Source organism: Herbaspirillum sp. C7C2 (assembly GCF_022627865.1).
Taxonomy (GTDB): domain Bacteria; phylum Pseudomonadota; class Gammaproteobacteria; order Burkholderiales; family Burkholderiaceae_D; genus Herbaspirillum; species Herbaspirillum frisingense.
In genome coordinates, this window is sequence record NZ_JABXGI010000004.1 from 25,697 (window position 1) to 47,386 (window position 21,690).

Genomic DNA, 21,690 nt, shown 5'->3' on the forward strand with positions numbered 1-21,690 from the left:
TGATTTATGAATGAGGGAAATAAAAGATCGTCGAATTATCTTTTCCGGTGATCAATCGGCCAGCGCCTTGGTGATCACTTCGGCCACGTCGCGCGACAGCTTCGGCGTGCCTGCCACCTGCTGCAGGGCCAGACGCATCTTTTCCTGCAGCGCCGGGGTGTACTTGCGCCAGCGGTCCAGGCTACGCGCCAGGCGCGCTGCGACCTGCGGATTGCTGCCATTGAGGGCGATGACCTGCTCGGCCCAGAAGGCATAGCCGTTGCCATCCAGTGCATGGAAGGCGGACGGATTGCCGTTGCAGAAGCTGAAGATCAGGCTGCGGGCGCGATTGGGGTTCTTCAGGGTGAAGGCCGGGTGTTCGGTCAGGGTGCGCACGGTGTTGACGTCGGCATTGCGGGCCGTGGCCTGCAGCGTGAACCACTTGTCGATGACCAAGGCTTCCTGCTCGAACTCGGTATAGAAGCGCTGCAGTGCCTCGCTCTTGCCGGGTGCAGCGCTGTTGAGGATGGCCGACAGCGCGGCCAGGCGGTCGGTCATGTTGTTGGCATCCTCGTCCTGTTGGCGGGCCAGGGCCATGGCCTCTTCGTCATCCAGTTCGGCCAGGTAGGACAGGGCCACATTCTTGAGGGCGCGGCGGCCAGCGGAGGCGGCATCCGGGCTGTAGCCACCCGGCGTCTGGTGGCTGCGGTAGACGGCCAGCAGCTCGTCGCGCAGTTCGCGCGCCAGCGAGCGGCGCAGGAACTGGCGCGCCACGTGGATGGCGTGCGGGTCGATGACTTCCATCTGCTCGGCGATCATGGTCTCCGACGGCAGGGTCAGTACCAGTTCGCGGAAGGCCGGGTCCAGCGATTCGTCCTGCAGGGTGGCGCGCAGGGCATCGGCCAGGGCGCCATCATGTTGCAGGTTGTTGAGCACGGTGTCGACCGCCACCACATGACCGGACTGGCGTGCCGCCTGCACGGCCACGGTGAGGTTCAGCAGGCGCCGGGTAGCCAGGCGCTGGCCGGCTTCCCAGCGGTTGAAGGCGTCGCTGTCGTGGGCCATCAGGAAGGCCATCTCGGCATCACTATAGTCGAACTGCAGCACCACCGGTGCGGAGAAGCCGCGCAGCAGCGAAGGCACCGGCTTCTGGTCGACATTGATGAAGCGGAAGCTTTGCTTGGCCTTGGTCAGTTCCAGTACGCGGGTGGTGGCACCGGCTTTCTTTTCCCCCTCCAGGGTCAGTGCCAGGTCGCGGCCCTGGGCGTCCAGCAGGCCGACGGCCACGGGGATGTGGAAGGGCTGTTTCTTCTTCTGGCCGGGCGTGGCCGGGCAGCTTTGCTCCAGGGTCAGTGTCAGGGTCTTGCGCTTGGCATCGTAGTCGGCGGCGGCTTGCAGCAGCGGCGTGCCGGCCTGGCTGTACCAGCGCTCGAACTGGGAAAGGTCGCGGCCATTGGCGTCGGCCATGGCGGCGCGGAAATCGTCGCAGGTGACGGCCTGGCCGTCGTGCCGTTCGAAGTACAGGTCCATGCCCTTGCGGAAGCCCTCGCGGCCCAGCAGGGTCTGGTACATGCGCACCACTTCGGCGCCCTTTTCATAGACGGTGACGGTGTAGAAATTGTTGATTTCCACGTAGGAGTCGGGGCGCACCGGATGCGCCATGGGGCCGGCGTCTTCCGGGAACTGCGCCTGGCGCAGCACGCGCACGTCGTCGATGCGCTTGACGGCGCGGCCGCTGTCGCTGCCGATCATGTCGGCCGAGAATTCCTGGTCGCGGAAGACGGTCAGGCCTTCCTTCAGCGAGAGCTGGAACCAGTCGCGGCAGGTGACGCGGTTGCCGGTCCAGTTGTGGAAGTATTCGTGGCCGACCACGGCTTCGATGTTGGCGAAATCCACATCGGTGGCGATACGCGGGTTGGCCAGCACGAACTTGGTGTTGAAGATGTTCAAGCCCTTGTTTTCCATGGCGCCCATGTTGAAGTCGCCCACCGCGACGATCATGAAGCGCTCCAGGTCCAGGTCCAGGCCGAAGCGTTCGACGTCCCAGTCGATGCTGTTCTTGAGCGAATCCATGGCGTGCTGGGTCTTGTCCAGGTTGCCCTCTTCCACCCACACCTGCAGCAGCGCGTCGCGGCCGGAATGCAGGCGGACGGTTTCTTCCTGGCAGACCAGCTGGCCGGCCACCAGGGCGAAGAGATAGGACGGCTTCTTGAACGGGTCTTCCCACTTGGCGTAGTGACGGCCATCGGGCAGCGCGCCCTCTTCGATCAGGTTGCCGTTGGACAGCAGCACCGGGTAGCGGGCCTTGTCGGCGCGCAGCATGACGGTGAACCGGGCCATCACATCCGGACGGTCGGGGAAATAGGTGATCTTGCGGAAGCCCTCGGCTTCGCACTGGGTGAAGAAATTGCCATTGGACACATACAGGCCCATGAGCGAGGTGTTGCGGTCCGGGTGGATCAGGGTCTCGATTTCCAGTTCCACGCTGGCCGGCGCGGCGGGGATGGTCAGCACGCCGGCGGCAATACGGAAATCCCCCTTGTCTTGCGAGAGCGTCTTGCCGTTCAGGCGCAGGGCCACCAGTTCCAGTTCCTCGCCGAAGAGCACGAGGTCGCGGCCCTTGGCGGCCGGGTTGCGGGTCATCGTGATACGGGTGGCCACGCGGGTGTCGGCGGGATCGAGGTCGAAGCCCATCTCGACGGTGTCGGCCAGATAGTTGGGAGCGGCGTAATCTTTACGGTAGATCGTCTGAGGCGTATCGGTGCGCATGGAGGCCTGTCCAGAGTGGAAATGGGGATAATGGAGATGAGGTGAGATGAAGGCGACGACAGTCGCAATCTAAATCAGGTGCAGCAAAAACCCGATTTTACCAATCATCCCGCATCACGCGGATGCTATCGGGCTGAAAACGGGCTGAAAAACCAGCCGGGAATCGGGGACGCGTCCGGTGAAAGACCACCGCCGACCGCCATGGTTCGCCAAGGGAGCACGGCGGCACTACAATAGCGACCGTGGCGCACGCCCCAGGATGGGGCAGCACTGCGCAGGAAGCGGCCGGACGGTGCGCCCGGGATAGAAAGTCCCGGCCCCTTGTCCTACTGCTTCCCGGCGGCCCTGGTCATTGACCTGGCGTCCGCAGAGAGCCCAGCCATCCGCCCGGCGCCTGGCCTTTTCCACTGGAGCATCTTCATGAAACGCTGGCTTTACCCCTTCATCGCGGCGGCGGGTCTGCTGCTGTCCGGTTGCGCCTCGGTGATCGAGAGCAATGTCACCTCCTTCCACGCCTGGTCCCCGGCCGACAACGACAAGGCTTATGCCTTCGCCCCCACCCCGGCACAGGAAAACGACCTGGAATACCAGAACTACGCCGGCCTGATCCGGCAGGAACTGCAGTTCCTGGGCTTTACCGAAGCGGCCCAGCCGAAACAGGCCCAGCTCAACGTCAGCTTCAGCTACGGCATCAATACCGAGCAGGTGGTGGTCAGCCGGCCGGCCTACGATCCCTTCTTCTACGGCCCGGCACCGGGCTGGGGACGCTTCGGGCCACGGCCGTTCGGCTTCTATGGTCCCTACGGTCCATTCTATGATCCGTTCTGGTATGGCGGCCCCATGCAGTCCACCAGCTACCCGGTCTTCCTGAGGCGGCTGCAGATCGGCATCAGCAATGTGGCCGACGGCAGGAAACTGTTCGACGTGGTGGTAGACAGCGAAGGCAATCGCGCCGGACTGGCGGCGGCCATGCCCTACATGGTGCGCTCGGCCTTCGAGGACTTCCCCGGCCCGAGTGGCGTGACGCGCCGCATCCGCATCAAGGTGGACAAGGACGGGCAGCCGGTCGACTAGGTTTGCTCTGATGGGGTGGGACGCGACAGCCTCCGCCCCAGTCCCCAGATGCTCAACAGCAGCAGCACGCCGCCGGCCCATTGACTGGCGCCCAGTCGTTCACCCAGCAGCAGCGCGGAGAGCACGACCGCGGTCAGCGGTTCGATCAGGGTGGCCACCGTCAAGGCAGTGGGTGTGAGGCGCGCCGCGCCCCAGCTGAAGACCAGCAGTGCCAGCGCCGCCGTGACTACCCCGAGATAGAGGAACCAGGCTTGCGGAGGAATGCCGGACGGCCACTGCAGGGGACGCGCGAGAGTCGTCAGGCCCATCACCAGCGCGGCCACCACGGTCAGGCAGGTGGCCGCCTGCCCGGCGCCCAGGGCTGATGACAGACGCCCGCTGACCAGCGTGAAGCCGGTATAGAGCAGCGCCGAGGCCACCGAGCACAGCAGGCCGATGATGAGGTCAGCCTGACCGGCCTCCCCCATCCCGCCATGACGGGCGACGATCAGCACGGTGCCGCCCAGGGCGGCGGTCAGGATCACCGCCAGTGACAGGTCCAGCCGCTCCTGCCCGCGCGCCAGCGCGATCAGGGTGGAAAAGACCGGCGGCAGGCAGAGCGCAATCAAGGTCGGAATCGCCGCGCCGATGCGTTCGATGCCGAGGAACCAGCACAGCACGTAACCGGCCATGGTGGCGCCGGCCAGCACCACCGGCACGAGCAGCGTACGCAAGGTGGGCAGGTGGATGCGGGTGCCGAAGATCAGGCACAGGAAGATCGCGCCGACGGCGAAGCGCCAGAAGGAGATATCGCCCGGGGCAAAGCCGTAGCGGGCGATCAGGATATTGACCACCAGCGCGCCAGTCCCCCACAGGAAGCCTGCCGAGCAGGCGGCGATCAGCGCCACGCCCGAATATGGAGCAGCGGCAAGCGTGGCATAGCGGCTAGCAGTCACGGCAAATCCTTGAGGCGGATGAGAGAAGGCCGGATCGGCCGAAGGCTGCAGTGTAGCGCAAACCCGCCCCGGCCCTGTGGGCCGGGGCGGCTAGTTGATGAAGCGTCCGCCCGCGCCGATGGCGGTCAGGTCGACGAAATCCGAGCCGCTGTGGTCGGTCGGGGTGAAATGCAGGCTGAAGCCACCACCGTCGTAGTTGGCCGGGGCGATGCTCTCCAGCGCCCGGATCAGGCCTTCGCGAGTGAGATCGCGGCCGGCGCGACGCAGACCTTCCACCAGGGCGCGGGCGGCGATATAGCCTTCCAGGCCGGTAAAGTTGCAGTCGATCCCGGGGGTATGGGCCATGGCCTGCTGGTATTCGTAGACGATGCGCAGGCGGGCCTTGTTGGGAAAGGGCACGACCTGGGTGACCTCGGCGCCGACGCCGGCGTTTTTCAGGCGTGCCGACAGGGAGGTGCTACCGACGAAGGAATAGTGCGAGAACCCGCCCAGGTAACCACCAGCGCGCATGCGGTTGATCATGGCCGCCGCTGGCTGGTAGGACACCACCTGGATCACCACGTCGGGCCGCGCCCGGGCCAGCTCGGCAGCCGCCGCAGCCACGGCATCACTGTTGCGTTCGATACCGGCGCTACCCACCAGCGTGAGGCCGTAGAGCGGCACACGCTGGCGCAGGATATCCAGCAGGCCCTTGCCGAGTTCGTCGTTCTGGTAGAACACCGCCACACGGCGGCGACCGGTGCTCTTCAACTGGCGCAGCAGGAATTCGGTCTCCTGGACGTAGCTGGCACGGATGTGGAAGAGCAGGCGATTGAAGGGCTGGCGCAGCGCAGACGAGCCCGACAGCGGTGCAAACAGGGGAATGCCGGCCTCGCGGATGACCGGCAATGCCGCCAGTACCGTGGGTGTGCCGGAGTAGCCGAACAGGGCGAACACCTTGTCGCGCCAGATCAGTTGCTGGGTATTGGCCAGTGCCCGCTCGGGTTCGTAGCGATCGTCCAGGCTCAGCAGCCTGACGCGACGGCCGTAGACGCCGCCACGCGCATTGACCCGGGCAAAGTAGCTTTGCGCCCCCTCCTGGAAATCCCGTCCAAGCTCGCCGGCCGGACCGGAAAACGGCGCCGACTGGCCGAGGATGATCTCGGTCTCGCTGACCCCGGGAACGCCGTGTGCGCTGGTCCGGGTGATTGCGCTGCCGCTGCTGCCCATATTGCCCGGCGCAGCTGCCACCGCACCTGCGCACAGCAACAGGACCAGGCCCCAGATCCGCCACGGATAACCGGGTGCGCCGCTATAGCGGCCCCGGTGCCATTTCCATCCCATCTCCCACTCCCGTCAAAATGTTCGCCCCTGACGGCGCCGACGCGAATATTCGCGCAGGCGCAGAGGCTGCATTTGACGATCAAGACGGGAAGAAATGCGCTATTGGCGCATTGTTGATGTGATTTATGGATATCTTGCGAGATTCACACCGAAGAATTTCGAGTTCGCTATGAAAAGTAGGCTTCGCTCGCGAAGGTGATGACGACGATCAGCAGTACCGCACAGATCAGCACCGCCAACAGCCGCCCGAACTTGGGCGAGCCGTCGGCGCCGCTTTCCTGCTCGGGCGGATGATCCATGGGATTACGGCTGCCGGGATCGTGGCGAGGCTGGTCCATGGCGGCTCCTGGTCGGTGAGATGGCGGATCAGGGGATCAGGATGGTGGAGCCGGTGGTCTTGCGCCCCTCCAGGTCGGCATGCGCCTGGGCCACGTCCTTCAAGGCGTAGCGCTGGTTGATCTCGATGCTGATCTTGTTGCTTTGGACCATGTCGAACAGGTCGCCGGCGGTGGCGTCCAGTTCGGCGCGGGTGGAGGTGTAGTTGCCCAGCGAAGGCCGGGTCAGGAACAACGAGCCACGCGAAGCCAGTTCGGACACCCCGAACGGCGCCACCGGACCGGAGGCATTGCCGAAACTGACCATCATGCCGCGTGGACGCAGGCAATCCAGGGAGCCGATGAAAGTGTCCTTGCCGATGGAGTCATACACCACCTGCACGCCACGCCCGCCGGTGATGTCCTTGACGCGTTCGACGAAGTTTTCGGTCTTGTAGTTGATCACATGGGCCGCGCCGTGCTGTTTGGCCAGGGCCGCCTTCTCCTCGCTGCTGACGGTACCGATCAGATTCACGCCCAGCGCACGGGCCCACTGGCAGGCGATCAGGCCGATGCCGCCGGCGGCGGCATGGAACAGGATGGTGTCGCCCGGTTGCAGCGCATAGGTCTGGCGCAGCAGGTATTGCACGGTCATGCCCTGCAGCATCATGGCCGCAGCCGTGTCGAAGCTGATCGCGTCGGGCAGCTTGACCAGGATATCGGCCGGCATCACGCGCTCTTCGGCATAAGCGCCGTTGGGGCGCCCGGCATAGGCCACCCGGTCACCGACCTGGAAGCCGGTCACGCCGGCGCCCAGTTCTTCGATGGTGCCGGCGCCCTCCTGGCCCAGGCCGGCAGGCAACGGTTGCGGATAGAGACCGGAGCGGAAATAGCAATCGATGAAGTTCAGGCCGACGGCGGCGTGGCGGATGCGGACTTCGCCCGGCCCGGGCTGGCCGACTTCGACGTCCACGTATTCCATCACCTCGGGGCCGCCGGTCTTGCTCATGCGGATTGCTTTTGCCATCTGGGTCTCCTTGATTTTCGGTGAGCGGTATGTCTGGAACTTCAGTTCCGGTGGGGCAGTATAGAACGCCTTAGCGCTTCTTGCGCGACAGCAGCCACATGCCGGCCAGCACCAGCGCGGTGCCGACCAGCTGGATGCCGGTGATGGGTTCGTCCAGCAGCGCCGCGCCCATGAAGAGCGTGGATACCGGCCCGACCAGGCCGGCCTGCGCCGCCGTGGGCGCGCCGATGCGGGCCACCGCCACCATGGTCAGGAATACCGGCAATACCGTGCAGAACACCGCATTGAAAAGTGAAAGCTGGTACACCGGGGCTACCTGCGTGAACAGCTCGGCCGGTGCCCGCAGCACGAAGAACTGGATCACGCAGGCCACGCTGGAGACGCACATGGCATAGGCCACCAGTCGCATCGCGCCAACCCGGCGCACCAGTTCGCCGGAGGAAATCAGGTAGATCGAATAGCTGAAGGCCGAGCCCAGTACCAGGGCGCTGCCGAGGAGGACGTCGCTGCCACCGGTGTGCAGGTCGTGCTGCAACACCAGCACGGTACCGAAGTAGGACACCAGCAAGGCCGCCCATTCGATCCAGCCGACCTTGCGCTTGAAGAAGAAAAAGGCGATCAGCATCACGAAGGACGGCGTGAGGAACAGGATCAGCCGTTCCAGCCCGGCGGAGATGTATTGCAGGCCGAGGAAGTCGAGGAAGCTCGACAGGTAATAGCCCATCAGCCCCAGCACCACGATGCGCAGGTAGTCGGCCCGCGCCAGCGGCGGCTGGGTGCGGGCCTTCCAGATCGCCACGACGGCGAACATGGGGAAGGAAAAGAGCATGCGCAGCGTGATCACCATGACCGCATCGACCTGGTAGCGGTACATCAGCTTGGCCACGATGGCCTTGGCGGAAAAGAAGATGGCGCCGACGATGGCGAGCAGGAGGCCGCCCAGGAAAACCTGGCGCGGCGTGGAGTGGGAGGTGGCGGCTGTCATGGCCGCGATTGTAATGCCTGCGCCCGCCCTCCGCCGGGGACGGTCGGGCGCGGGCGCATCAGCGCTTCTTCATCAGCGAACCCAGTACGCCACGAATGAGTTCGCGACCGACCTGCGAACCGATGCTGCGGGCGGCCGACTTGACCATCGCCTGCAGGGGCGAATCGCTGCGGCGATTGCCGCCACCGCCATTACCGAAGATGCCGCCGGCGGCATCCTTCAACAGATCGCCCAGGCCGCCGCCGTCGTTCTGTTGCGGGGCCGGTTGCTGCTGTGGCTGCGGCTGGCGGGGCGACATGCGGGTGCCCCCGGCGGGACGCGATGACGTCGTCGGCGACGGCGCGCTGCGGCCGGCTGACGCCCCCCAGGCGTTGTCGTCCACCGGAGCGGCGGGAGCAGGGGCCGGGGCTGTTTGGGGCGAGGCTTGCGGGGCGGCTTGCGGTTGCTGCACGGCGCGGCCCTTGAGGCGCTCATAGGCCGATTCGCGGTCGATCACCTGTTCATAGACGCCGGCCACCAGCGACGACGCGATCAGCGCCCGGCGCTCGTCATCGGTGACCGGGCCGATCTGCGAAGCCGGGGTCAGCACATAGCCGCGCTCGACCACGTTGGGCCGGCCCTTTTCATCGAGGAAGGACACCAGCGCCTCGCCCACGCCCAGCTCGGTGATGGCCTTGGCGGTATTGAGCATGGGATTGGGACGGAAGGTCTCGGCCGCCGCCGTGACGGCCTTCTGGTCGCGCGGGGTATAGGCGCGCAGGGCGTGCTGTACGCGATTGCCGAGCTGGCCCAGCACGGTGTCGGGAATGTCCAGCGGGTTCTGGGTGACGAAATAGACGCCCACGCCCTTGGAGCGGATCAGGCGCACCACCTGTTCGATCTTCTGCAGGAGTGGCTTGGGGGCTTCGTCGAAGAGCAGGTGGGCTTCGTCGAAGAAGAAGGCCATCTTGGGCTTGTCCAGGTCGCCCACTTCGGGCAGGTGTTCGAACAGTTCCGAGAGCATCCACAGCAGGAAGGTGGAATACAGGCGCGGCGCGTTCATGAGCCGGTCCGCAGCCAGGATGTTGATGATGCCGCGCCCCTGGGCGTCGGTCTGCATCCAGTCCTCGATGTTGAGCATCGGTTCACCGAAGAACTGGTCGCCGCCCTGCTCGTCGATGGCGATCAGGCCGCGCTGGATGGCACCCACGCTGGCGGCCGAGATGTTGCCGTATTCTGTCTTGAACTGAGCGGCGTTCTCGCCCACATGCTGCAGCATGGCGCGCAGGTCCTTGGTGTCGAGCAGCAGCAGGCCATGGTCGTCGGCGATCTTGAACACCAGTTGCAGCACGCCCTGCTGGGTGTCGTTCAGGTTGAGCATGCGAGCCAGCATCAGCGGCCCCATGTCGGAAATGGTGGCGCGTACCGGATGGCCCTTTTCGCCATAGACATCCCAGAAGGCGACCGGGGCCGCGGCCCAGGCCGGTTCGGGCAGGCCCAGCTGGGCCAGGCGTGCGGTGGTCTTGGGCGAAGCACTGCCGGCCTTGCCCAGGCCGGACAGGTCACCCTTGACGTCGGCCATGAACACCGGCACGCCGATATCGGACAGCGCCTGGGCCAGCACCTGCAGGGTCACCGTCTTGCCGGTGCCGGTGGCGCCGGTAATGCAGCCGTGGCGATTGGCCAGTTGCGGCAGCAGGCACAGTTGCCCGCCGGAATGGGTGGCAATGGGAAGGGGATTAATCATGTCAACTCGGCTTCGAAGGCAAAAATCACAGGGTGGCGGTATGGTAAAATGCCCGCCCGATTATAGTCAGAACATGGCGGCAGGAAAGCATTATCGGTCCTGTCCGAACCTTGTCCCCGTCCGCGCCGATCCGTCGTCCGCGCCTGCCGGCCCTGCCGCAGCGCCTGCCGATCATCACGGATTGCCGCACAGGGACGGTTCTGCCCTCACCATCTTGCAGGAAGATTCAACATGGCTGGACACAGCAAATGGGCCAATATTCAGCACCGTAAAGGCCGTCAGGACGAAAGGCGTGGTCGTATCTGGACCCGCCTGATCAAGGAAATCACCGTGGCTGCCCGCATGGGTGGCGGCGACCCGGACGCCAACCCGCGCCTGCGCCTGGCGGTGGACCGCGCCTCCGACGCCAACATGCCCAAGGACAACGTGACCCGTGCCATCCAGCGTGGCACCGGCGCCCTGGACGGCGTGAACTACGAGGAAGTGCGCTATGAGGGCTACGGCATCAACGGCGCGGCCATCATCGTCGATTGCATGACCGACAACCGCGTGCGCACCGTGGCCGAAGTACGCCACGCCTTCTCCAAGTTCGGCGGCAACATGGGGACCGAAGGCTCGGTGGCCTTCCTCTTCAAGCACTGCGGCCAGCTGATGTACGCCCCCGGCACTGACGAGAACGCCATCATGGAAGCGGCCCTGGAAGCCGGCGCCGAAGATGTGGTCACCGACGAGGAAGGCGGCATCGAAGTGCTGACCGCGCCCAACGACTTCGCCGCCGTCAAGGCCGCCATGGAAGCTGCCGGCTTCAAGGCCGAAGTCGCCGAGATCACCATGAAGCCTGCCACCGAAACCGTGTTCGCAGGCGAAGACGGCGTCAGGATGCAGAAACTGCTGGATGCGCTGGAGAACCTGGACGACACCCAGGAGCTCTATACCAACGCCGTGATCGAAGAATAATTCTCCGCTTTTGCCCATTTCGCCCATTCGCCACTTTTACCTCCCTATCCCATGAAAATCCTAGTTGTTGGCTCCGGTGGCCGTGAACATGCGCTGGCCTGGGCCATCGCCAAGTCGCCGCGCATCCAGACGGTCTACGTCGCTCCCGGCAACGGTGGCACCGCACTCGACGAGCGCCTGCAGAACATCGCCATCACCGATCCGGTGGCCCTGGCCGACTTCGTCGAGCAGGAACACGTGGCGCTGACCGTGGTCGGCCCGGAAGGCCCGCTGGCAGCCGGCATCGTCAACGTCTTCCGCGCCCGTGGCCTGAAGATCTTCGGCCCCACCAAGGAAGCGGCGCAACTGGAAAGCTCCAAGGACTTCGCCAAGGCCTTCATGCAGCGCCATGCCATTCCCACTGCCGAGTACCAGACCTTCTCGGACGTGGCGGCCGCGCATGACTACATCGCCAAGAAGGGCGCCCCCATCGTCATCAAGGCCGACGGCCTGGCCGCCGGCAAGGGCGTGGTGGTCGCCATGACGCTGGAAGAGGCGCATTCGGCGGTGGACATGATGCTCTCCGACAACAAGCTGGGCGATGCCGGTGCACGCGTGGTGATCGAGGAATTCCTGGCCGGCGAAGAGGCTTCCTTCATCGTCATGGTGGACGGCAAGAACATCCTGCCGCTGGCCACCAGCCAGGACCACAAGCGCCTGCAGGACAACGACCAGGGTCCCAATACCGGCGGCATGGGTGCCTACTCCCCTGCCCCCATCGTGACTCCGGCGCTGCATGCCCGCGTGATGCGCGAAATCATCGTGCCGACCGTGCAGGGCATGGCCAAGGATGGCATCCCCTTCTCCGGCTTCCTGTATGCCGGCCTGATGATCGACGCCGAAGGCAACCCCAAGACGCTGGAATTCAACTGCCGCATGGGCGACCCTGAAACCCAGCCCATCATGGCGCGCCTGAAGACCGATCTGCTGACGGTGTTCGAACACGCTGTGACCGGCACGCTGGACAAGGTCGAGCTGGAATGGGATCGCCGCACCGCGCTGGGCGTGGTGATGGCCGCCCACGGTTATCCGGAAGAACCGCGCCGTGGCGACCTGATCACCGACATCCCGGCCGAAACCGTCGATTGCGTGACCTTCCACGCCGGCACCACCCTGACCGGCGACAAGCTGACCACCTCGGGTGGCCGCGTGCTGTGCGTGGTGGGCCTGGGTGACAGCGTGAAAGTCGCGCAGAAGCACGCCTACGACGCCGCCGACCTGATCCACTTCGCCGGCTCGCAGATGCGCCGCGACATCGGCTGGCGCGCCCTGAAGCGCTAAGCCGAACACCGTACGACCCACTGTCCCCCGCAACGCCCGGTGTGTTGCGGGGGACAGTCGCTTTATGCTTCATGCACGCCGCCCGCCGACTGCAACAAAAGCCCATGCCGGCAGACTAAGCACGACACGCCACCACCGAAGAAAAGGAAGCCCCGATGCCTGAACACCTGCTCAACTTCGACACCCTCATCAACCTCTACCTGGTGCCATTCGGCCTGAAGGTAATCGCCGCCATCGCCATCTGGATCATCGGCGGCATGTTCATCAACACCCTGTCCAAGGTGGTGCGCCGGGTGCTGACCGCGCGCCAGTTCGAGACCACCCTGATCAACTACGCCAGCTCGGCCATGCACGTGATCCTGCGCATCCTGCTGGTGATGGGCATCCTGGAAGTCTGCGGCATTCCCACCACCTCCTTTGCCGCCATGATCGGCGCGGTCGGCGTGGCGCTGGGCGTGGCCTGGTCGGGCCTGCTGTCGAACTTCGCGGCCGGCATCTTCCTGGTGGTGCTGCGTCCCTTCAAGGTGGGCGACTACATCACCGCCGCCGGGCAGACCGGAACGGTTTCCGACATCGGCCTGGTGACCACCATCATCACCACCGACAACAACCTGCGCGTGATCATCGGCAACAACAAGCTGTTCTCGGAAAACATCATCAACTACAACGTCAATGCCACGCGCCGCACCGACCTGCGTTGCCAGATTGCCTACAGCGTCGATCCCCAGGTGGCCATCGCCAAGCTGACCGAGCGCATCAAGGCCATTCCCAATGTGCTGCAGACGCCGGCACCGGGCATCGTGATCCAGGAATTCAACGCCACCGGCACCCTGATCGCCCTGCGCGTACATGCCCCGACACCCAATTTCGGCCAGGTCTATACCGATGTGCAGAATGCCATCGCCGAGGTCTGCCTGAAGGAAGGCTGGCCGGCACCGGCTACCTACCAGGTGGCCGTGCCGCTGGCGCAACCACCGCAAACCTGAGGCTAACGCCCCACACCGCCGGTCCGTGGCGCCTGACGGACCGGCTTTTGCCGCCCCACGAAGGGGCGGGCAAGGTACAATCGCGGGTTGGAACGCATTTCCGCCCAGTAACCGTGCACCAGAGCGACCCGCCGTGACCACCCATTCCAACGCCTCCACCCACACCGCCGCCGTCAAGGCCTACCTGCAAGACCTGCAACAGCGCATCGTCGCGGCCCTGGAAGCCGCCGATGGCAAGGCCTTCCTGTCGGATTCGTGGGAACGTCCGGAAGGCGGCGGCGGCACTTCGCGCCTGCTGGAAGAAGGAAACCTGCTGGAGCGCGGCGGCGTGGGCTTTTCGCACGTGATGGGCAAGAACCTGCCGCCGTCGGCAGCCGCCAACCGCCCGCAGCTGGCCGGCCGTGCCTGGGAAGCCATGGGGGTGTCGCTGGTGCTGCATCCGCGCAATCCCTATATCCCGACGGTGCACATGAACGTGCGCTTCTTCACCACCCATGCAGAGGGAGAAGAAGCGGTCTGGTGGTTCGGCGGCGGCATGGACCTGACGCCCTACTACGGGGTCGAGGATGACGCCCGCCATTTCCACCGCACCTGTCGCGATGCGCTGCAGCCATACGGCGACGATCTGTACCCGCGCTTCAAGACCTGGTGCGATGAGTATTTCTACCTGAAGCACCGCAAGGAGCCGCGTGGCGTGGGCGGCATCTTCTTCGACGATTTCAACGCCCTGCCCTTCGAGCAGGCCTTTGCCATGCAGCGCAGCGTGGGGGACGCCTTCCTGGAGGCCTACCTGCCCATCGTGGCGGCCCGCCGCGAGACGCCCTATGGCGAACGCGAGCGTGACTTCCAGGCCTATCGTCGCGGACGCTACGTGGAATTCAACCTGGTCTTCGACCGTGGCACCCTGTTCGGGCTGCAGTCGGGAGGCCGCACCGAATCCATCCTGATGTCCATGCCACCGCTGGTGAAATGGCGCTATGACTGGCACCCGGAAGCCGGCAGCCCGGAGGCCGCACTGTATTCGGACTTCCTGGTCCACAAGGAATGGCTGTAATGGCGCCGCCCGCGGCGCAGCGCTGCATTGCCGTGCTTGGCGGCAGCTTCGATCCTGTCCACAATGGGCATGTCAAGCTGGCCGAGCACTTCGTGGATCTGCTGCATCCGGACGAATTGCGCGTCATTCCCACCGGCAACCCGTGGCAAAAGCACGGTCTGCAAGCCGCGCCGGCGGACCGGGTGGAGATGGTGCGCCTGGCCTTCGATCGCCAGCGGGTGCCGGTGGTCATCGATGAGCAGGAAATCCGCCGCGCCAGCGCGACCTATACCATCGATACCCTGCGCGCCCTGCGTGCCGAACTGGGGCCGGAGGTGTCCATCGTGTTCCTGATGGGCGCCGACCAGCTGCAGCACCTGGACACCTGGCAGCACTGGCAGGAACTGTTTGAACTGGCGCACCTGTGTGCCGCCTCTCGGCCCGGTTTCGAGCTGGCCGACGCCCACGTGCCGCCGGCCGTGAGGGAAGAATTCAAGCGGCGCAACGCTGCGCCGCAAGAGATCCGCAGCACCACGCACGGATACGGCTACCTGGCCCTCGGGCTGGCGGTCGATATCTCGTCGACTGAAATCCGTGCCCAGCTGCAACGCGGCATCCGACCCGATTCGCTGATCCCGGGCAGGGTGCTAGACTATATCGAACAACAACATCTGTACCGAACTCAATAATGGACATCAAAAAACTGCAAACCCTGGTCGTGGACGCTCTGGAAGACGTCAAGGCGCAAGAAATCCGCATCTATGACACCACCCACCTGACCAGCCTGTTCGACCGCGTGGCGATCGCCTCCGGTACCTCGAACCGCCAGACCAAGGCGCTGGCCGCCTCGGTGCGCGACAAGGTCAAGGCCAAGGGCGGCAACGTCGTGAGCATCGAAGGCGAAGACACCGGCGAATGGGTGCTGGTCGACCTGGGTGACATGATCGTGCACATCATGCAGCCGGCCATCCGCACCTACTACCGCCTGGAAGAAATCTGGGGCGACAAGGAAGTCAAGCTGGGCGCGGCCAAGCGCACCGGTACCTCGGCCTCCGCCAAGCGCGCTGCCGCCGACGAGGAGCCGGCCCCCAAGATCCGCCGTACGCGTGCCCAAGCCGAAGCGGTCGAAGCCAGCCAGGCCCTGGACGACGACGAGGATGCACCGAAGAAGCCGGCCCGCAAGCCGCGCGCCACCTCGACCAGCACCACCACCGGCACCCGCGCTGCAGCCGGCACGACCCGTACCACCCGTACCACGGGCGCTACCGGTGCCAAGACTGCTGCCACCAAGACCACGCGCACTACCGGCAGCAAGACCACCGCCGCCAAGACCACCACCACCCGCACCGCTGCCGGCAGCAAGACCGCCGCGCCCAAGGCTGCGACCACCCGTAGCAGAACCGCTGCCCCCAAGACCCCGACCGGCAAGACCGTGCGCGTGGCGCCCGCCAAGAGCGAGACCGCCAAGAAGCCGGCCGCCAAGCGCACCAGCAAGGCTTGATGCAACTGGTGATTGCTGCCGTCGGCCACAAGATGCCGGCGTGGATCGAGACCGGCTTCCAGGAGTATGCCAAGCGCATGCCACCGGAATGCCGGATCATCCTGAAGGAAATCAAACCCGTCGAACGCTCCGGCAGCCGCACGGCCGAGACCGTGATGGCACAGGAACGCGAAAAGATCGAAGCCGCGCTGCCCAAGGGCGCGCGCGTGATTGCGCTGGACGAGCGCGGACGCGACTGGACCTCGGTGCAGTTGTCGCAGCAACTGGTCCAGTGGCAGCAGGATGGCCGCGACGTGGCCTTCGTCATCGGCGGTGCCGATGGGCTCGATCCCGGCTTCAAGGCCGGCGCCGACACGCTCATCCGCATCTCCAGCATGACCTTGCCGCATGGCATGGTGCGCGTGCTGCTGGCCGAGCAACTGTACCGCGCGTGGTCGATTACGCAGAACCACCCGTATCACCGCGCCTGAACCCGTCCACCGCCGGCCTCGCCTCCCGGGCAGCGGCCCTTGACATGCATGGCTCAATGAAACAAGCGGACCACAAAATCTACCTCGCCTCGAAAAGCCCGCGCCGCCGCGAACTGCTGCGCCAGATCGGCATCGATTTCGAACTGATGCTCTCGGACAAGGAAGTCGACGAAAGCGTATTGCCCGGGGAAGCCCCGCTGGACTACGTCGCCCGCGTCACCCGCGCCAAGCTCGACAGCGCCCAGCAGACTATGATCCTGCGCCAGTTGCCGCACCGGCCGCTGCTGTCGGCCGATACCACCGTGGTGGTGGACGACCTGATCCTGGGCAAGCCGGCCGACCATGACGAGGCGGTGCGCATGATCACCCTGCTCTCCGGCCGTACGCACCAGGTCCTGACCAGTGTGGCCGTGGGCGTGACGCTGGGCGTGGAAACCGAGGTCTGGCAGATCGTGCAGCAGTCCGATGTCAGTTTCGCGCCGCTCACCGCCGAGGCCATCGCCGCCTACTGCAATACCGTCGAACCCTACGACAAGGCCGGCGCTTATGGCATCCAGGGCCTGGCATCGGTGTTCATCAGCAATATCGTGGGCAGTCATTCCGGTATCATGGGACTGCCGCTATTCGAGACGGCTCAACTACTACAACAAGCGGGCGTTCGAATCCTATGAGCGAAGACATCCTCATCAACATCACGCCGCAGGAGACGCGGGTTGCGCTGATCCTGCAAGGGGCCGTGCAGGAGTTGCACATCGAGCGCACTCTCTCGCGCGGCCTGGCCGGCAACATCTACCTGGGCAAGGTGGTCCGGGTGCTGCCGGGCATGCAGTCAGCCTTCATCGACATCGGCCTGGAGCGCGCCGCCTTCCTGCACGTGGCCGACATCTGGGAAGCCCGTCCGCATGACGGTCAGAACGCGCCTGCCATCCCCATCGAGAAACTGCTGCACGACGGCCAGACCATCACGGTACAGGTGATCAAGGACCCGATCGGCACCAAGGGTGCGCGCCTGTCCACGCAGATCTCCATTGCCGGGCGCATGCTGGTCTACCTGCCGCAGGACAAGCACATCGGCATTTCCCAGCGCATCGAGAACGAAGCCGAGCGCGAGCTCTTGCGCAGCAAGGTGCAAGCCCTGCTGCCGGCCGAGGAAAAAGGCGGCTTCATCATCCGCACCATGGCCGAGGATGCCTCCGACGCCGACCTGCAGATGGACGTCGAATACCTGCGCACCACCTGGGCCACCATCATCAAGCAAGCCAAGACCAAGCCGGCGCCCACGCTGCTGCATCAGGACCTGTCGCTGGCCCAGCGCGTGCTGCGTGACTTCGTGTCCGACCAGACCGCCACCATCCAGGTCGATTCACGCGAGAACTTCCACATGCTGCAGGAGTTCGGCGCCATCTATACCCCCTCGGTGCTGCCCAAGCTGATGCACTATCGCGGCGAGCGCCCTTTGTTCGACCTGTATGGCGTGGAAGAGGAAATCGAACGCGCCCTGGGACGTCGGGTGGACCTGAAGTCGGGCGGTTACCTGATCGTCGACCAGACTGAGGCGATGACCACCATCGACGTCAACACCGGCAGCTTCGTCAATGGTCGCAACTTCGACGACACCATCTTCAAGACCAACCTGGAAGCGGCACATGCCATTGCCCGCCAGCTGCGGCTGCGCAACCTGGGCGGCATCATCATCCTGGACTTCATCGACATGGAGAGCACGGAGCACCGCCAGGCGGTGCTGGCCGAACTGGGCAAGGCGCTGCAACGCGACCGCACCAAGATCTCGGTGTCGGGCTTCTCCACGCTGGGCCTGGTGGAGATGACGCGCAAGCGCACCCGCGAATCGCTGGCCCACATCCTGTGCGAGACCTGCCCGGCCTGCAAGGGGCGCGGCCAGGTCAAGACGCCGCGGACGGTGTGCTACGAGATCCTGCGCGAGGTCATGCGCGAAGCCAAGCAGTTCAACCCCCGTGAATTCCGGATCCTGGCCTCACAGGTGGTGGTGGACATGTTCCTGGAAGAAGAGTCGCAGCACCTGGCCATGCTGGGGGACTTCATCGGCAAGCCGGTGTCACTGCAGGTCCAGAGCGATTATCAGCAGGAGCAGTACGACATCATCCTGATGTGATCCGGCCCCAGGTCGTCCGGCGCGGACGGGCGCAACACGTATCGCAGAATTGCCGGGCACCACGCCCCGGCGCAAGGCGATGGCCGCAGCGCATCGATTACAATGCGCACTTCGCGGCCCGCCTGCGCGTTCTTTCGCTTTCCATGCCCACCTATACCTCACTGGCTGTCTTCCTGCTGTCGGCAATTTCGCTGGTCATCGCAAGCGGTTTTTCCCTGGGTGCGGGGATGCTGGTGCTGGGTGCGACGGTATTGTTGCGGCCCGCCTCTCCCCGCCTCCGCCTGGCAGCTCCGGATTACCTGTTCATCGCCGCCCTGGGCTTCTATTTCCTGTTGCATGTGGCCCTGAACCTGATACATCACGCACCGGGGCGGGAATACGATGCGCCCTTGCGCTTCCTGCTGGCGATCCCGGCACTGCTGCTGCTGTGCACGTTCCCGCCCCGGCCGGGCGCGCTGTGGTCGGGTGCGGCGGTCGGCGCCATCGGCGCCGGGCTGTTGAGTCTGTGGCAATGGCTGGCCTGGGGCATGGACCGTCCGGGCGGCAGTACCAATCCGATCCAGTACGGCAACATCAGCGCGCTGCTGGCGGTACTGTCGGCCTATGGGCTGGCGCGTGCGCTGGCGCTGGGCCACGGGCTGCGCTGGAAACTGCTGCATGCCACCGGCGTTCTGATGGCCCTGGTCGCCACGCTGCTCAGCGGCAGCCGCGGCAGCTGGCTGGCCCTGCCCTTCTGCGCGATCCTGGCCGCATACCTGCTGATACGTGCCGGCCAGGCCCGGCGCCTGCTCAAGCCAGCCGTGCTCGCTCTGGTCGCACTGGCGGTACTGGCGCTGCTACCCCATTCGCCGCTGACCGCACGCTACCGGCAGGCCGTGAGCGAGGCCGGCGGTTACCTCCAACACGCCGATGCCCAGTCCTCGGTGGGCGCGCGCCTGGAGATGCTGCGTGTGGGCCTGTACCTGGCGCCCCGCCACCTGCTGCTGGGCTTCGGCAAGGAAGGCATGATGCAGGCCAAGCAGCACATGGTCGAAGAGGGCCTGGCATCGGACTCGGTGGCAGAGCATACCCATCTCCACAATGAATACCTGGATGCCCTGGTCAAGCATGGCATCCCCGGCCTGCTGGCCGTGTTGGTGCTGTACCTGCTGCCATTGCGGCTGTTTGCCGGGCGGGCCGTCCCTGGCAGGAGCATCGAGGCTCGTATGGCCGCCGGCGCCGGCATGATGCTCATGCTGAGTTACCTGGCCTTCGGGCTGACCCAGGCTTTCCTGACACACAACAATGGCGTGATGATGTTCGCCTTCCTGGGGGTCATCCTGTGGTCATTGGCACGGCAACAGCCTGCTGGACCGGCGAACACGGCATAATCTCACCTTTTCGTTACCCGCATTACCTGCACGCAAGGATTCTCCCGATGCTGTCCTACAACATGAAACGCCTGGCGGCCCTGCACTTGCCCTACAAGAAGCGGCTGGCCGTGGCATTCATCGCCATGATCGTCACCGCCGCCACCGAACCGGTAGTGCCCTACATCTTCCAGGTGCTGCTGGACAAGGGCTTCGTGGGCAAGCCAACCTTCTCGCTCTGGCTGGTGCCGGCGGCGGTGATCGGCATCTTCTTCATCCGCGGCATCGCCACCTTTACCAGTTCTTACATGATGACCTGGGTGTCCACCCGCATCCTCAACGAATTGCGCCGCCAGATGTTCGCCCGCATGCTGGACCTGCCGGTGCAGTTCTATGCCACCAATACGGTGGGCAAGGTGATCAATTCGATGATGTTCGAAGTGCAGCAGATCATCGACATGGTGACCAAGGTCTTCACCTCCATCCTGCGTTCGGCACTGACCGTGCTAGGCCTGCTGGCCTGGCTGCTGTACCTGAACTGGGTGCTGACCATCGTCACCCTGGTCCTGCTGCCGCTGGTGACCATCGTGGTGCGCACCACCGGCAAGCGCCTCAAGAAACTGAACCGTGATTCGCTCAACGTCAACGCCGAGATGACCCAGGTCATCGAGGAAACCACCCGCGCCCAGCAGGTCATCAAGATCTTCGGCGGCCAGGACTACGAGAAGGAGCGCTTCCATCGTCGCGCCGAGAACCTGCGCAGCTACACCATGCGCATGACGGCCGCCTTTGCCTCCACCGTTCCCATCACCCAGCTCATGACCGCCACCGCAGTGGCGATCGTCATCGTGATGGCCCTGATCCAGTCCGGCAACGGCCAGATCACCGTGGGCGGCTTCGTCTCCTTCATCACCGCCATGCTGATGCTGCTGGCACCGTTGAAGCAGCTGGCCGAAATCAACGGCCCCCTGCAACGCGGCATGGCCGCTGCCGAAGAAGTCTACAACCTGATCGACAAGACCACCGAACGCACCACCGGCCAGCCACTGACCGCACGCGCGACCGGCAAGCTGGACTTCGTCGATGTCAGCTTCGCCTATCCGGGCCACGAGCAACTGGCGCTGAAGAACCTCAACCTGCAGGTCGAAGCGGGCGAGACCATCGCCTTCGTGGGCATGTCCGGCGGTGGCAAGTCCACCCTGGTGAGCCTCATCCCCGGCTTCTATTCCAGCACCTCGGGTGAAATCCTGCTCGACGGCCGCCCCATCGAAACCATCTCCCTGCCCAGCCTGCGCCAGCAGATCGCGATGGTGAACCAGAACACGGTGCTCTTCGATGACACCCTGGCCGCCAACATCGCCTATGGCGACCCCAGCCCCGACGCAGCGCGCGTGGCCGCAGCCGTCGAGGCCGCGCACCTCAACGATGTGGTGGCGGGCTTGCCGGAAGGCCTGCAGACGCGTATCGGTGACAACGGCTCGCGCCTGTCCGGCGGTCAGCGCCAGCGTGTAGCCATTGCCCGCGCCATCTACAAGGATGCGCCCATCCTGATCCTGGACGAAGCCACCTCGGCGCTGGATACCGAGTCCGAACGCGCCGTGCAGGCGGCGCTGGATCGCCTGATGCAGGGCCGCACCACCTTCGTCATCGCCCACCGCCTGTCCACCATCGAACGTGCCGACCGCATCGTGGTGCTGTCGCACGGACAGATCGTCGAAGTGGGCAACCACCAGGCACTGCTGCAGAAGGAAGGGGTCTACGCCAACCTGTACCGCCTGCAGTTCTCCCAGCAACAGGAAGCCTCCGTCTGA

At 64.9% G+C, this 21,690-nt stretch carries 19 protein-coding genes; 12 read left to right on the forward strand and 7 right to left on the reverse strand.

The window, feature by feature from the left end:
* Positions 1-51: 51 nt before the first annotated feature.
* On the reverse strand, positions 52-2,748 hold the full coding sequence (gene pepN, locus HWE04_RS08195; protein ID WP_241812088.1) for an aminopeptidase N: 2,697 nt from the start codon (positions 2,746-2,748) through the stop codon (positions 52-54).
* Between the two features lie 420 nt (positions 2,749-3,168).
* Between pepN and HWE04_RS08200 the strand changes: the two genes are divergently transcribed.
* Complete coding sequence (locus HWE04_RS08200; protein ID WP_241812089.1) at positions 3,169-3,822, forward strand: DUF4136 domain-containing protein; 654 nt, start codon at positions 3,169-3,171, stop codon at positions 3,820-3,822.
* Here the strand turns inward: HWE04_RS08200 and HWE04_RS08205 are convergent.
* The 6 genes from HWE04_RS08205 to HWE04_RS08230 all read right to left on the reverse strand — a co-directional run bounded on the left by HWE04_RS08205 (position 3,819) and on the right by HWE04_RS08230 (position 10,132).
* Positions 3,819-4,757 (reverse strand): DMT family transporter, encoded by a 939-nt coding sequence (locus tag HWE04_RS08205; protein ID WP_006464680.1) that lies wholly within the window; start codon positions 4,755-4,757, stop codon positions 3,819-3,821. The two genes, HWE04_RS08200 and HWE04_RS08205, sit on opposite strands and share 4 nt — an antisense overlap.
* A 90-nt stretch (positions 4,758-4,847) precedes the next feature.
* Positions 4,848-6,080 (reverse strand): ABC transporter substrate-binding protein, encoded by a 1,233-nt coding sequence (locus HWE04_RS08210; protein ID WP_241812090.1) that lies wholly within the window; start codon positions 6,078-6,080, stop codon positions 4,848-4,850.
* A gap of 167 nt (positions 6,081-6,247) precedes the next feature.
* A complete protein-coding gene (locus HWE04_RS08215; RefSeq protein ID WP_166758259.1) occupies positions 6,248-6,418 on the reverse strand; it encodes a hypothetical protein in 171 nt (56 codons plus the stop codon).
* A 28-nt stretch (positions 6,419-6,446) separates the two neighbouring features.
* Positions 6,447-7,421: a quinone oxidoreductase family protein gene (locus HWE04_RS08220; protein ID WP_182992751.1), complete on the reverse strand. Its 975-nt coding sequence runs from the start codon at positions 7,419-7,421 to the stop codon at positions 6,447-6,449.
* A gap of 70 nt (positions 7,422-7,491) precedes the next feature.
* Positions 7,492-8,406 (reverse strand): DMT family transporter, encoded by a 915-nt coding sequence (locus tag HWE04_RS08225; protein WP_006464676.1) that lies wholly within the window; start codon positions 8,404-8,406, stop codon positions 7,492-7,494.
* Between the two features lie 58 nt (positions 8,407-8,464).
* On the reverse strand, positions 8,465-10,132 hold the full coding sequence (locus tag HWE04_RS08230; protein ID WP_241812091.1) for a helicase HerA-like C-terminal domain-containing protein: 1,668 nt from the start codon (positions 10,130-10,132) through the stop codon (positions 8,465-8,467).
* Between the two features lie 231 nt (positions 10,133-10,363).
* Here HWE04_RS08230 and HWE04_RS08235 point away from each other — a divergent pair, with 231 nt between their 5' ends.
* The 11 genes from HWE04_RS08235 (at position 10,364) to msbA (ending at position 21,690) form a co-directional block, all read left to right on the forward strand.
* Positions 10,364-11,089, forward strand: coding sequence for a YebC/PmpR family DNA-binding transcriptional regulator (locus HWE04_RS08235; protein WP_006464674.1), 726 nt, complete (start codon positions 10,364-10,366; stop codon positions 11,087-11,089).
* A gap of 51 nt (positions 11,090-11,140) precedes the next feature.
* A complete protein-coding gene (gene purD, locus HWE04_RS08240; RefSeq protein ID WP_006464673.1) occupies positions 11,141-12,409 on the forward strand; it encodes a phosphoribosylamine--glycine ligase in 1,269 nt (422 codons plus the stop codon).
* 155 nt (positions 12,410-12,564) lie between these two features.
* The gene (locus HWE04_RS08245) at positions 12,565-13,395 is read left to right on the forward strand and encodes a mechanosensitive ion channel family protein (protein WP_077237522.1); all 831 of its coding nucleotides are present in this window, start codon (positions 12,565-12,567) and stop codon (positions 13,393-13,395) included.
* A gap of 133 nt (positions 13,396-13,528) precedes the next feature.
* Positions 13,529-14,449 (forward strand): oxygen-dependent coproporphyrinogen oxidase, encoded by a 921-nt coding sequence (gene hemF, locus HWE04_RS08250; protein WP_006464671.1) that lies wholly within the window; start codon positions 13,529-13,531, stop codon positions 14,447-14,449.
* Entirely contained in the window at positions 14,449-15,117 is a 669-nt protein-coding gene (locus HWE04_RS08255) for a nicotinate-nucleotide adenylyltransferase (RefSeq protein ID WP_006464670.1), read from the forward strand. The genes hemF and HWE04_RS08255 overlap by 1 nt, the downstream gene beginning before the upstream one ends.
* Positions 15,117-15,929 (forward strand): ribosome silencing factor, encoded by an 813-nt coding sequence (rsfS, locus tag HWE04_RS08260; protein ID WP_241812092.1) that lies wholly within the window; start codon positions 15,117-15,119, stop codon positions 15,927-15,929. The genes HWE04_RS08255 and rsfS overlap by 1 nt, the downstream gene beginning before the upstream one ends.
* A complete protein-coding gene (gene rlmH / locus HWE04_RS08265; RefSeq protein ID WP_102664423.1) occupies positions 15,929-16,399 on the forward strand; it encodes a 23S rRNA (pseudouridine(1915)-N(3))-methyltransferase RlmH in 471 nt (156 codons plus the stop codon). The genes rsfS and rlmH overlap by 1 nt, the downstream gene beginning before the upstream one ends.
* Positions 16,400-16,455: 56 nt before the next feature.
* Positions 16,456-17,070: a Maf family protein gene (locus tag HWE04_RS08270; RefSeq protein WP_077237525.1), complete on the forward strand. Its 615-nt coding sequence runs from the start codon at positions 16,456-16,458 to the stop codon at positions 17,068-17,070.
* Positions 17,067-18,530, forward strand: a complete 1,464-nt coding sequence (rng, locus tag HWE04_RS08275; protein ID WP_077237526.1) for a ribonuclease G — start codon at positions 17,067-17,069, stop codon at positions 18,528-18,530. The genes HWE04_RS08270 and rng overlap by 4 nt, the downstream gene beginning before the upstream one ends.
* A 143-nt stretch (positions 18,531-18,673) precedes the next feature.
* Positions 18,674-19,900, forward strand: a complete 1,227-nt coding sequence (locus tag HWE04_RS08280; RefSeq protein ID WP_241812093.1) for an O-antigen ligase family protein — start codon at positions 18,674-18,676, stop codon at positions 19,898-19,900.
* 47 nt (positions 19,901-19,947) lie between these two features.
* Positions 19,948-21,690, forward strand: a complete 1,743-nt coding sequence (gene msbA, locus HWE04_RS08285) for a lipid A export permease/ATP-binding protein MsbA (RefSeq protein WP_006464664.1) — start codon at positions 19,948-19,950, stop codon at positions 21,688-21,690.